11 protein-coding genes, 1 tRNA gene and 1 pseudogene are annotated in these 12,128 nt (G+C 63.3%); 7 read left to right on the forward strand and 6 right to left on the reverse strand.

Annotated elements, in window-relative coordinates; translation table 11 throughout:
- Positions 1-72: 72 nt before the first annotated feature.
- A complete protein-coding gene (locus tag PQR08_RS18750; protein WP_408162090.1) occupies positions 73-291 on the reverse strand; it encodes a hypothetical protein in 219 nt (72 codons plus the stop codon).
- Here PQR08_RS18750 and PQR08_RS18755 point away from each other — a divergent pair.
- From PQR08_RS18755 to PQR08_RS18765, 3 genes and pseudogenes are all read left to right on the forward strand, one after another.
- Positions 223-555 (forward strand): annotated as a pseudogene (locus PQR08_RS18755) (DinB family protein); the annotation flags it as partial. The gene PQR08_RS18750 and the pseudogene PQR08_RS18755 sit on opposite strands and share 69 nt — an antisense overlap.
- Positions 556-1,097: 542 nt before the next feature.
- Positions 1,098-1,191 (forward strand) — tRNA-Pro (locus PQR08_RS18760).
- Positions 1,189-1,464 carry an SUMF1/EgtB/PvdO family nonheme iron enzyme gene (locus PQR08_RS18765; RefSeq protein ID WP_250484964.1) on the forward strand — a complete coding sequence of 92 codons (276 nt, stop codon included), beginning with the start codon at positions 1,189-1,191 and terminating at the stop codon, positions 1,462-1,464. Before PQR08_RS18760 ends, PQR08_RS18765 begins: the two co-directional genes overlap by 3 nt.
- 77 nt (positions 1,465-1,541) lie before the next feature.
- Here PQR08_RS18765 and PQR08_RS18770 read toward each other — a convergent pair whose 3' ends face one another.
- Positions 1,542-3,752 carry a TonB-dependent receptor gene (locus tag PQR08_RS18770; RefSeq protein WP_250484965.1) on the reverse strand — a complete coding sequence of 737 codons (2,211 nt, stop codon included), beginning with the start codon at positions 3,750-3,752 and terminating at the stop codon, positions 1,542-1,544.
- Between the two features lie 254 nt (positions 3,753-4,006).
- Complete coding sequence (locus tag PQR08_RS18775) at positions 4,007-5,230, reverse strand: PepSY-associated TM helix domain-containing protein (RefSeq protein ID WP_250484966.1); 1,224 nt, start codon at positions 5,228-5,230, stop codon at positions 4,007-4,009.
- Between the two features lie 361 nt (positions 5,231-5,591).
- Between PQR08_RS18775 and PQR08_RS18780 the strand changes: the two genes are divergently transcribed.
- Complete coding sequence (locus PQR08_RS18780) at positions 5,592-6,515, forward strand: sterol desaturase family protein (protein WP_250484967.1); 924 nt, start codon at positions 5,592-5,594, stop codon at positions 6,513-6,515.
- A 63-nt stretch (positions 6,516-6,578) separates the two neighbouring features.
- On the opposite strand, the gene PQR08_RS18785 is transcribed toward PQR08_RS18780, so the two are convergent.
- On the reverse strand, positions 6,579-8,156 hold the full coding sequence (locus tag PQR08_RS18785) for an MFS transporter (RefSeq protein WP_250484968.1): 1,578 nt from the start codon (positions 8,154-8,156) through the stop codon (positions 6,579-6,581).
- 169 nt (positions 8,157-8,325) lie between these two features.
- Between PQR08_RS18785 and PQR08_RS18790 the strand changes: the two genes are divergently transcribed.
- The 3 genes from PQR08_RS18790 to PQR08_RS18800 all read left to right on the forward strand — a co-directional run bounded on the left by PQR08_RS18790 (position 8,326) and on the right by PQR08_RS18800 (position 10,290).
- Positions 8,326-8,817, forward strand: a complete 492-nt coding sequence (locus tag PQR08_RS18790) for a DUF2753 family protein (protein WP_250484969.1) — start codon at positions 8,326-8,328, stop codon at positions 8,815-8,817.
- A 31-nt stretch (positions 8,818-8,848) separates the two neighbouring features.
- Positions 8,849-9,475, forward strand: coding sequence for a superoxide dismutase (locus tag PQR08_RS18795; protein WP_250484970.1), 627 nt, complete (start codon positions 8,849-8,851; stop codon positions 9,473-9,475).
- Positions 9,476-9,546: 71 nt separating this feature from the next.
- Positions 9,547-10,290 (forward strand): hypothetical protein, encoded by a 744-nt coding sequence (locus PQR08_RS18800; RefSeq protein ID WP_250484971.1) that lies wholly within the window; start codon positions 9,547-9,549, stop codon positions 10,288-10,290.
- Positions 10,291-10,326: 36 nt separating this feature from the next.
- On the opposite strand, the gene PQR08_RS18805 is transcribed toward PQR08_RS18800, so the two are convergent.
- On the reverse strand, positions 10,327-11,505 hold the full coding sequence (locus tag PQR08_RS18805) for a porin (protein ID WP_187608002.1): 1,179 nt from the start codon (positions 11,503-11,505) through the stop codon (positions 10,327-10,329).
- A 118-nt stretch (positions 11,506-11,623) separates the two neighbouring features.
- Positions 11,624-12,070, reverse strand: a complete 447-nt coding sequence (locus tag PQR08_RS18810; RefSeq protein WP_250484972.1) for a hypothetical protein — start codon at positions 12,068-12,070, stop codon at positions 11,624-11,626.
- Positions 12,071-12,128: the final 58 nt, after the last annotated feature.

A 12,128-nucleotide genomic window follows, 5' to 3' on the forward strand; every position in this document is an offset into this window, starting at 1 on the left:
ATCGCCCGGCATTATTGCGCGTGCGGAAATAATCGCCATTCATATTTCGGTTGGCACGCGGTTCGCTACGGTTTAGTCTCTTTTGTTCGGCGAAATGCGGCGCGCCGGCGCCGGTTTCGGTCGAATGCGAAGCCAACTGGCCAGCCACGGAGATTGGGCGACATGAACCGCGAACCTTCCCTGCGTCATCCGCTGCTCGAGCGCCTCGCCGAGGCGCGCCGCGTGACCGATGAACTCTTCGACGTCGTCAGGCCCGAGCATCTCTACGACAGGCCGATCGCCGAGCGCCATCGCATCGTCTTCTATGTCGGGCATCTAGAAGCCTTCGATCGCAATCTGCTCGATCAGCGGCTCTTCGACCTGCCGAGCCCGAATCCCGCCTACGACCAGCTTTTCGCGTTCGGCATCGATCCGGTGGACGGCGGATTGCCGACCGATCAGCCGTCCGACTGGCCGACGCTCGACGAAGTGCGCGCGTATCGGGACACGGTCCGCGCCGAGATCGACGCACAATTCGATCCGATCAAGATCGCCGCCGAGCCGATTTCCGCCGGCGAATCGCCGACGCAATTGCTCGAAGTCGCGATCGAACATCGGCTGATGCATGCCGAAACGCTCGCGTACATGCTGCATCAATTGCCGGTCGATAGAAAAATTGCACCATCCAACGCACGTTCGGAGCGGACCTCCGATCGCGAACTTGCGCACGAAACCGTGAGTGTTCCGGCCGGAAGCGTAACGCTCGGCCTGACGCGTGAAAGCGGCCGGTTCGGCTGGGACAACGAGTTCGGCGAAGAACGCATCGACGTGCCCGCGTTCGAGATCGACCGCCATATGGTGACCAACGGCGACTATCTGCGTTTCATCGATGCGGGCGGCTACTGGAATCGCGATTACTGGGATGCCGCCGACTGGGCGTGGAAGGAGGAGCAGCGCATCGCGCATCCGGCCTTCTGGATTCCCTCCGATAGCGACGATGCGCAGGACGCATGGAAGCTGCGCACGATGTTCGATGAAATCGCGCTGCCGCCCGACTGGCCGGTGTACGTGAGCCACGCCGAAGCGAAGGCGTATGCGCGCTGGTCCGGCAAGTCGCTGCCGACGGAAGCGCAGTGGCAGCGCGCGGCGCTCGGCACGCCGCCCGTGGTCAAGGGCAATTTCGATTTCCGCCGATGGGACCCGTCGCCGGTGCAGGCGCATCCGGAGAATCGAAGCGAGTTCGGCGTCGAAGGACAATTCGGCAACGGATGGGAATGGACATCGACCGAGTTCGGACCGCTGCAAGGCTTCGAGCCGTTTCCGTTCTATCTCGGCTACTCGGCGAATTTCTTCGACGGCAAGCACTTCGTGATCAAAGGCGGCTCGCCGCGCACCGCCGCGTGCATGTTGCGGCCCAGTTTCCGCAACTGGTTTCAGGCGCATTATCAGTACGTTTATGCCGGCTTCCGGTGCGTGAAGAACTGAGCGGCCGATCGCCCCAAAAAGAAACGCCGCGCGTTCTCACGAACGCGCGGCGTTTTTCATCGCGTTGACGGAAACGGTCAGAAGTCCGTCGTCATCGAGAGCAGCACCGTGCGCGGCGCGCCCTGCGTCAGATAACCGCCGATCGTCGATGCCCAGTACGACTTGTTCGCCACGTTGAGCACGCTCGCGCGGAACGTCGTCGGCTTGCCGAACAGCACGGTCGCGTAACGCGCGCCGAGATCGAAGCGGTCCCATGCGGGAATCGACAGCGTGTTCGTCACGTTCAGATACTGCGAGCCCGTGTGGATCCAGCGCGCGGTCAGCGTGAGGCCGTTCAGCACCGGCACGTCGTATTCGGCGTTGACGTTGAACATCATCGTCGGCACGCCGATCGGCTTGTTGCCGTCGGTCGAGGCCGTGCCCGTGTCGTACTGCGTCGCGTGAATGTAAGTCGCGCCCGCGATCAGGCGCACGCCGTGCACCGGCTCGCCGTAGATCGACGCTTCCAGCCCGCGATGCCGCTGCGTGCCGTCCGCGACAAAAATATTCGAACTGTTCACGAAGGTCAGCGGCTTCTCGATCTGGAACGCCGCGAACGACGCGCCGTACTGGCCGTTGTCATACTTCGCGCCGACTTCCCATTGCTTCGACTTCGCGGGCGGAAGCTGCGAGCCGAAGTTCGCCGCGGTGTTGGGCGCCGAATCGCCGATGGTCAGCGCCTCGCTGTGATTCGCGAAGAGCGCGACGTCCTGCATCGGCTTGACGACGAGACCGAAGACCGGCGTCGTGATCGAATCGTTGTACGCCTGCGTCTGCACGCCGGCGTAGCTGTAGCCGTTCGTCAGCAGCTCCTGATGACGCGCGCCGATCGTGAACAGCACGCGATCGTTCAGGAAGCCGAGCGTGTCCGAGATCGACACGCTGCGCATCAGGTTGAGCGTCACCGTCTGCGGATCGGACAAGTTGCCGCCCGTCAGGACCGTCGTCGGGAAAGGCACTTGCGGCGTGTCGTAGATGCTCGTCGGGAACGAGTTGCTGAACGTGAACGCCGACTTCGAATCGACGCGCACGATCGACGCGCCCGCCGTCACGAAGTGCGACACCGGCCCGGTGTTGAAGTGGCCGCGCACGCCCGTTTCGGCTGAAGTGCCGTCTTCCTTGTGCGGCACGCCGAGACGCGTCGCGGTGGTCGTGCCGTTCGCCTGAATGCTCGGCGACGAATATTCGCCGTGCTCGTCGGTGTGGCGCGCGCCGCCCGTGATGTAGGCCGTCCAGCCCGGCAGGAAATCGTACTCGGCGCGCAGAATGCCGACCGTGTCCTCGATCGAACTGAAGCTCCACGTCTGCGCGTAGTTGTAGGTCGCCGAAGGCGGCTCCGGAATGAAGCTCGCGAAGTCGTTGACGGTGGGGCGGCCGCCGTTGATGCGCTGACGCTGATACAGGAAATCGCCGTAGAGACGCAGCTTGTCGCCGCGCCAGTCGAGCGAGACGGCCGTGGTGTTGTCGCGGCGATGCTCGCCATCGACGCTCGTTTCGCCGTCGTGATTCGCCTGGTTCACGCGGATGCCGAACTGCCCTTCGCTGCCGAAACGCCGGCCGATATCGACGTGCGCGCCGATCTCGCCCGACGCCGTGCCTTCCAGCGTCACGCGCGTGAGCGGCTTGTCGTCCGCGCGCTTCAGTTGCAGGTTGAGGCCGCCGCCCACCGCCGAGCCGTTCGGCGACGCGCCGTTCAAAAACGCATTCGCGCCCTTGAACAGATCGACGCGCTCGATCGCATCGGTTGCGACGAGCTGGCGCGGCGTGATGCCGTACAGGCCGTTCAGCGAGACGTCGTCGCCCTGCAACTGGAAGCCGCGGATGATGTAGGTCTCCGCGAAGTTGCCAAAAGCGTAAGCAGTCCGAACGGATGGATCGTTCGCGAGGACATCGGCGATGGTGCGCGCCTGCTGGTCTTCGATCAGCTTCGACGTGTAGGTCGTCATGCTGAACGGCACGTCGAGCATCTTCTGCTGGCCGAGCACGCCGAAATCGGCGCCGCGCGCGACCTGGCCGCCCGCGAAGGTCGGCGCGAGATCGCCCGGCAACGGCTCTTTCGACGCCTGCACCTTGACGGCCGGCAGCGCGTTGTCCTGCGGCGCGGCAGCGGCGTTGTCGTTGCCGGTGTCGGCCGATTGTGCATGAGCCGACAGGGAAAAGACCATCGCGACGGCTGCGACGATGGCGGCGCGATGCGTCAGAGTCTTCGCAGGCGCGGGCCGCGAGATTTGAATACGAGAAACGGACATGGATTCGAAAACGACGATGTTGATCGGTCTTCCGTCCCGGGGCGCGAAGGGAATCCGGGCGGCGTTGTTTTGAGTCGAAGACCGGTCGCGAGAGAACGCGTGACGGGCGAGACGATTTATGCGCCGATTATAGTGTAAATAATAGTCGTTATCATTCAACAAACGATGTATTTGCACGAACGCAACATCCGCCACGTCGCGACGAATTTTGTCGAGTTTTATTCCAGATAGCGACGCGGATGTCCGCGGAATCGTCAGGAGGATAACGAGTTTCCGCGCGCTGCGCGCGTGCTCGCAACGGCCGCCGAATGACGACGCGCGGACCGCTTCCTGAACCAGATGATGAGGCCCGTCGCGCTGAGCATCGCGACCGCGATGCCCACCGCGCTCACTAGAATGCGCCCGCCAAGCCCGATGATCCGCCCGGAGTGCAACGGAAACTGAGCCTGCATGAAGATGTCGCCGGCCGAGCCGCGGCCCGGAATCGACGAGCCCGCGAGCGCGCCCGTCTGCGCGTTGTAGTAGAGCCAGGCGTTGCCGAGACCCACGTCGCCGTGATCGCGGCCGGGCGCGAAAAAGCCGACGCCGTAGGCCTTGAACATCGGCGCGTAGTAGAGCGCGCCCATCGGCTCGGTGAGGTTTTCGCGCTTCGCGTCGCGCGCGGCCATCGCCAGAATCTGTTCGCGCGTGGCGGGCGCCCTGCCCGGCGGCCCGGCGCGCACGAGTTCCGCGTTATCGAGGAACGACGGCGAGAGCTTCGAGAATATCGACACGACCGGGCGCATCACGGGCTCGGCAAGGTTCATCGAAATCGATGTGAGCGCCATCACGAGCAGCAAGCCCCAGATCCACACGCCGCCGGAGCGATGCAGATCGAACGTGAGCGCGTAGCCGCCACGCTTCACGCGAAACGCGAAGGACTTACGCCATGCCTTCACGCTCGGGAACGACAGGATCAGCGCGATACCGCTGTCGAAGAACCACAGGATCCCGACGATGCCGATCAGCCACGTGCCGATATCGAAACCGCCGACGATCGGCAGATGCAGTGTGTAGTGCAGCTTGTAGAGGAACGGCATCAGGTCGATGCGCGCGAGCGACACCGCGCCCCACATGCGCTGCGCCTGCACCTGGCCGGTCGCCGGATCGACCGCGATCTGGTTGTACGCCACGTCGTACGGCGCGTTGGTCGCCGGGTTCGTGCGCGGCATCACCATCATCTGCGCGGTGTGTCCCGGCTCGAAACCGAGCGGCACATACGTCACTTCGACGCGCGGATCGGCGGCCTCGACGCGTCGCGCGAGTTCGAGCGGCGGCAGCGCGGGACCATCTGTGCGGGCGTGAAAGAAAGCCGGATTGAGGAGCGCATCGATTTCGTGATCCCACGCGATGATCGCGCCGGTAAGACCCGAGATGAACAGAAAGAGCGCGGTCGCGACGCCGAGCCAGCGATGCAGGCGAACCAGAATCGGTCTCATGCCCGCGAGTACTCGGAGCGGCGTTCGGGCGCGACGGCAATCATTTCTTATGATGCGATGTAAATAGGAATTGTTCGCAATTATATCGATGCTCGATTGTGCGCACAAGGTTCTCGTAAGCTGCTTACGACGGCGAGCGCTCACGATGCGACGCTCAATAGCCGTGCGCAGACACAGGCATGGCTCAAGTTGGCCGGCTAGCCGACATACCCTGAAACAACTCGCGCAAAACGCCCGCCCCTTACGCCACAAGGCTTTGCGGGCGGCCCATGACATTCCATGAAATAGTTTGTGCGTGGTTTTTAACAGGGCCGATCGCCACAATGGGTTCATTCGCAACCACCCACCAAGGCGAACCATCATGGAACTGGAACTGCTCGGGAAAATCTCGCTGTACGCGATGGGCATCGTTCTCACCGCGTCGCTGATCGAAGCCATCGTCCTGCACTTCAAGCACAAAGGCACCGACCGTGCCTTCGACTGGCACGAGACCTGGATCTCGCTCGCCGACCTCATCGGCCGAAAGCTGCTCACGTTCGTGCCGATCTCGCTCGCGACGCCGGTTTTCAGCTTCGCGTGGGAGCATCGCATCCACACGGTCACGACGAACACCGCGCTCACGCTCTTCCTGCTCTTCATCGGACAGGAGTTCTGCTACTACTGGTATCACCGCGCGTCGCACACGATCCGCTTCTTCTGGGCGAATCACGCGGTCCATCACTCGCCGAACCAGCTGACGCTGTCGTCCGCGTTCCGTCTCGGCTGGCTGACCAAGATCGCCGGATCGGCCATCTTCTTCACGCCGCTCGTGTGGTTCGGCGTGAAGCCTGATGTGGTGCTTGCGGTCGTGTCGATCAACCTGCTCTATCAGTTCTGGCTGCACGCAACGTGGATTCCGAAGCTCGGCTGGCTCGAATATGTGTTCAACACGCCGTCAGCGCATCGTGTGCACCATGCATCGAACGCGACCTATCTCGATGCGAACTTCGGCGGCGTGCTGGTCATCTTCGATCGCCTGTTCGGCACCTACGTGGAAGAGCGCGCCGATGAGCCCTGTGTCTACGGTCTGACGACGCCGGTGACCTCGCATAACCCGATCGTCGTCGAAATGCAGCACTGGGTCAGTCTCGGGAAGGACATGTTCAACGCGAAGAGCGTGTCGGATGCGATCAGCTTCCTGCTGCGTCCTCCGGGCTGGCTGCCGGACGGCGAAGGTCAGACGACCGAAGCGTTGCAAAAGCGCGCCAAGTCGATCGAACAACAACCGGCCCACGTCGGCCACTAAAGAGCGCAGCGAAAGAGGTAGCTTCCAATCCCGATGACTGGCCTATGCCGGCATCGGGATTTTTTATTTCTTGCGACGGATGGTCGCCGCCGCGATGCCCGCCGCAGCAAGCGCGCACGCGGCGGACAGCGCTGCGACCGCGCGCAGGGCATCGGCAATCGAATCGGCTTGTGCACGGGCGAGCGGCGTCGATGGCGCGATGGCGGTTGCATCGGCATCGAGCACGCGCATGCTCTGATGCGGCAAGTGCAATCGATCGAGCCGCGCCGACAACGCCGCGTCGTGCGACCACACGAACACGATGCCCAGCACCGCGATCGCCAGCAGGCTCGCCACGCGCGCGACCGCGTTGTTGATGCCGGACGCGATGCCCGCGCGATCGCTTCCCACCGACGCCATCACGGTCGTCGTGAGCGGCGCGACGGTGATCGTCATGCCGAGCCCGAGCACGACGAGTGCGGGCAGAAAACCCGCCCAATAGCTGCCCGCGACGAACGGCAGCGCGAGCATCGCAAAGCCGAGACCGGCGACGCACGGCCCGACGATCAGCAACGCGCGCGCGCCGAAGCGGCTCGTCAAACCGCCCGTGAAACGCGAGAGCAAGCCGATGATGAGCGGCATCGGCAGCACCGCCGCGCCCGCTTCGGTCGCGCTGAAACCATACGCGCGTATCAACGTGAACGGCAGAAAGAACAGCACGCCGCCGAGCCCGAAATACAACAGCAACGTGACGAGATTGGCGCCGCTGAAATCGCGCGAGCGGAAGATATCGAGCGGGACCATCGGATCGCGGGATTTCGCTTCGATCGCGACGAATGCGGCGAGCAGCGCCACGCCCGTGACGATCATCACGAGCACGAGCGGATCGGCGAAACCGCGCGACGGCGCTTCGGTGAGACCGTAAGTCAGCGCCGCGAGTCCCGCCGCCGTGCTCGCGGCGCCCGGCCAGTCGAGCGTCTGCGGCGCGTCGGCGTTGTGGCTGTCGGGTACGGACGCGACGGCCAGCGCGATCGTCGCGGCCGCGAGCGGCAGGTTGAGGAAGAAGATCGCGCGCCAGGAAAATGCATCGACGAGCCAGCCGCCCGCCGCCGGCCCGACCGACGACGTGATCGCGCCGACACCCGCCCATGTACCGATCGCGCGTCCGCGTTCCTCGCCCTCGAACACCGCGCCGATGATCGCGAGGCTGCCCGGCACGAGCAGCGCCGCCCCGACGCCCTGCCACGCGCGCGCCGCGATCAGCCAGCGCGTGCCCGGCGCGAAGCCGCACGCCGCCGAGGCCACCGTGAACAGCGCGATGCCCGCGATGAACACCTTGCGCCGTCCGAGCTTGTCGCCCATCGAACCGCCGACCAGCACGAGCGCGCCGAGAAACAGCAGATATGCATCGACGACCCATTGCATCGCCGCGATGCTCGCGCCGAGTTCGCTCTGAATCGACGGCAGCGCAACGTTGACCACCGAGCCGTCGATGAATGCCATGCTCGAACCGAGGATCGTCGCCGCCAGGGCGAGGCGCTTGCGCCGGCACGGCTCGGCGAGCGCGACGGGCTGGGCGCGGATGACGAGTTCGTCGCAGGGACTCGCCTGCGCGGCGACGGCGTGCGCGCGTTGCTGGCTATCGAGATGTCGGCTGGCCAATGTCGCTTCCCTCTCTCATCGACGAAATGCCTAAGTAGAGGCCAATCACGTCCGCATGTCCACGCCGACGACGTGGTTGGCAAGCTCAAATGATAATGGTTATCATTAAGCAACCCGAGTACGCAGGCATCCGGTCGACGCAAAGGGCGAAGGAACAGGAGCCCTCGCCATGCATCAGCAGATTGCGGATTTTGCCGCGGACAAGCCGGTTTCGGACACGCCGAGCCTGCCGTTATGGGAAGCCGCGATGCGGCAAGCCGTAAAAGCCGAGCGTGACGGGCAAACCGCGCCGGCGCTCGGCAATTACGAACGGGCGCTCGCGATCGCGCAATGCCTGATCGACGCGCCGCCCGCCGGACGCGCCGACGATTGTCTCGCCGCGCTCGTCGTCTCGCATCTCAATCTCGCCGATCTTCGCGTCGCTCAAGGCGACCCGAACGCGGCCGCCCCGGTTCTCTGCCGCGCACATCAAGCGTTGATCGCGCTGTCTCTCGACGCCGCGCGGCCCGCGTCGCTGCGGCAGGCCGCGTTGCGTCACAGCCGCGAAACGTATGTCGAATTGATCCGCCACATCGCGCGGCACGGGCCGCATCCGCTCATTACCCGCGCAATCGCCGATGCCGACGCCGCGCTTCATGGCGCGAGCCCGGCGCGGCACTGATCCCGTCCACCGATCCGAAAGGAGAATCACGATGCCTTACACCCTGCCTCCTCTTCCCTATGCCTTCGACGCGCTGGAACCGCACATCGATGCCCGGACGATGGAAGTTCATCACACGAAGCATCATCAGACTTACGTGAACAACCTGAATGCGGCGCTGGAGAAATCGGATCATCGGGATGTGGCCGTCGAGACGCTCATCGCGCAAATCGACGCGCTGCCCGAAGCGCTGCGCCTGCCCGTGCGCAACAACGGCGGCGGACACGCGAACCACAGCCTCTTCTGGACGATCATGTCGCCCGACGGCGGCGGCAAGCCGGAAGGCGAACTGGCCGATGCGATCGACAAGGATCTCGGCGGCTTCGACGCCTTCAAGGAAGCCTTCACGAAAGCCGCGCTCACGCGCTTCGGCAGCGGCTGGGCGTGGCTCAACGTCGACAGTCAGGGCAAGCTCGCGATCGAAAGCACGGGCAATCAGGACAGTCCGCTGATGAAAGGCATCGCATCCGGCAATACGCCGATTCTCGGCCTCGATGTCTGGGAACACGCGTATTACCTGAAGTACGAGAACCGCAGGCCGGAGTACATCGCGGCGTTCTACAACGTGATCGACTGGCCGGAAGTGTCGCGACGCTACGCCGAGGCGCGCGGCGAGTAGGCGGCTGAAGTCACGCGCACTTCGGTCGAGCGAGTTAAGCTAGGCACTTCCGCTCGCATCGAGATGACGCCATGAAGTCAGCAGACGGAGTTGCGCAAAGCCGATGGCTCGCCGACGCGCGCGAGGAAATCGCCGCGGCGCTTCGAACTTCCGACGAAACGTGGCTCCACGACATGAGCATGCGCTGGGGATGCCGTCTCGCGATGCTCGTCGCCGATTTCGGCGTGCGCGTCATGCTGCACGAAGAAGGCATTGTTATGAAGTTGGAGCCGCCGTCGGATAGCAACGGCGCGCTCATCGATTTCGACGAAGGCAAACCGGATGCCCTCGCCCGCGCGGCCTGGATCAAGCTGTCCAAATTCGAAGAGCACGCGACCGCCGTTCTCGAAGCGAGCGCGCTCATTCAGGGCGACGCGCAATGCAATGCCTGCAACGAGACCATTCTGGCATGGCGTCAGATGCTCATTGCCGCGACCGAATGGCCGAGAGAGGAAGCCGACCCGTACATCAGTCACGCATGCCGGCCCATATTGAAGCGGTTCATGAACCTCGCATCGTGCGCGACGGGCGGGCATCAGTTCGAGCTCGCACGCGAAGGCGACTACGAAGAAGCGTGGCGCGAATTCGAAAACTTCTGCATCGACGAACACGCTGTGCCCGTGACCGGATGGGGGCGCAAATACCGGCATCGGCAAGATGATCAGGCCGAACACGCATCGCCGACGATACCGCTCCCATACGCGATCGACACAGGCGTTCGGCCCACTCCGGATCGATTGCTCACGCGCCCTCAGGCAACGACTCGCGCGGCCTGAAGAAGCTCGACGATGCCGCAAAGCCGGGCGCGACGCTCAGAAGCGATGTCGCAAGCCGACCGTCGCTTCGACCTGGTTGCTCGTGGACGACGGCGCCGTGAGGCCGTTGATCCACGCGACGCCCAACGGCGAATTGCTGCCCGCGCTCACGCCTTGCCACACGCCCTGAACATAGACATCGGTGCGCCGCGAGAAGCTGTAGCCGGCCATCGCACTGACCTGGTTCCAGTGCGGATTGCCCGCACCCGCGAGGCCGCCCGCGCGTGAATACGTGTACGCCGCCGAGAGTTCGACCGCCGGCGTCAACGCGTAACGCAGATTTCCTTCGAAGTTCTGAACGTGCGTGCTCAAACCGGTCTGGAACAACTGCGTCAGATTGGTTTGCGTGTAGACGATGCCCGCCACCGCCGGCCCGAACGCATAGTTCACGCCCGCGCCCCAGGTCTGCTGACGGCTCGACAGCGCGCCAAGCGGGACCGGCTGCGTCGTGAGCACGCCGAGCAGCGAGGAACCCGTCGTATCGGTGACGGCGCCGTTCGCGTTGAGTTGTCCCGGCGTCGCGGCGTCGCTGTTGAGCTGCAGGAATCCGGCGCCGAAGTTGAGCGGTCCCCACAGATACGAAATGCCGAGGCTGTAAGCGCGATTGTTCGAAAAACCGGCAGCCTGATTGGAGAAACCATATAACGCGCCGAGCTTGAATCCCGCGAAATCCGGGCTCTGATACTTCACGGCGTTATTGATCTGGAATGAATCGTTGAGGTTATCGATATCGAATGGATGCGCGAAGTGCGTGCCGCCATATTGCGTGCCCGTCAATGAAAGCGGCGCGACGAAATCCACCATGTCGTCGGTCTGACGGCCGAACGTGAGCACGCCGTAATCGCGGCTCGACAAACCAACATATGCCTGGCGATTGAAGATACGGTTGCTCGATGTGTACTGGCCGTCGTTCAGATTGAAGCCGCTTTCCAGATTGAAGATGGCTTTCAATCCGGCGCCCAGATCTTCCGCGCCGCGCAAGCCCCATCGGCTGTACTGGACCGGGCCGCTCTTCAGTTCCCAGTTGCTGTGCCCGCTGCCGGTCGTGTTGATCTGGCTGTTCGAATAGGTGATGCCGGCATCGATGAGACCGTAGAGCGTGACGCTGCTTTGCGCCTGGGCCGTGCCGGCAAGCGTGAGCATCGTCGTCGCGCCGGTTATAAGCAACTTGTTCATTTGCCTGGGCTCCATCGATGTCGGGAAAATACACGCTCCGCTTCACCAACTTTAAGCGACCGAATCGGCAACCTGCAACCTCAAATTTTTGCTCGTGATCGTAAAGCCACGCTGACGCTCAGAAATCGTGGCGCACGGAAAAAGTCATGGCTTTTTCGTGCTCGTGATTCACGCCGAGTTGCGGATTGGCGGAGAAATGCCAGTCGTCGTCAGGCGTGATGTCGTCGCGTGGACGCACCGGAACGGGGACCGAAGTCGGCGAAGGGGGCAGCGGCGAAACCCGGGCGAGTTGACTCAGATCAGGATGCACGTTTCTGTCGTATTTCGACAACGCAACGGCGTCCAGAGCGTCCAGCGTGCCCTTGAAGAGATATCGCGGATGACGAGGCCCGGCGGACGCACGTGCGTCCGCGGTCGAAATGATAGCCGGATAGGGAAAGAAGAGAACGCTCGCCGCCACTCGCTGAATGGGATTCAAACGAGTTTGCTCACTGGCTGACGCAAAGTTGCCGACTAGAAAAGCCACGATGCCGGCGACCCAATATCTTCGGATATGGCGTGTCATCGAATGCCCGCGAAACGCTACGGTGATATGAAAGCCCCGCGTTCTTAAATCATTTTAA

The sequence above is a fragment of the Caballeronia jiangsuensis genome (assembly GCF_046030135.1).
Classification (GTDB): Bacteria; Pseudomonadota; Gammaproteobacteria; order Burkholderiales; family Burkholderiaceae; genus Caballeronia; species Caballeronia jiangsuensis.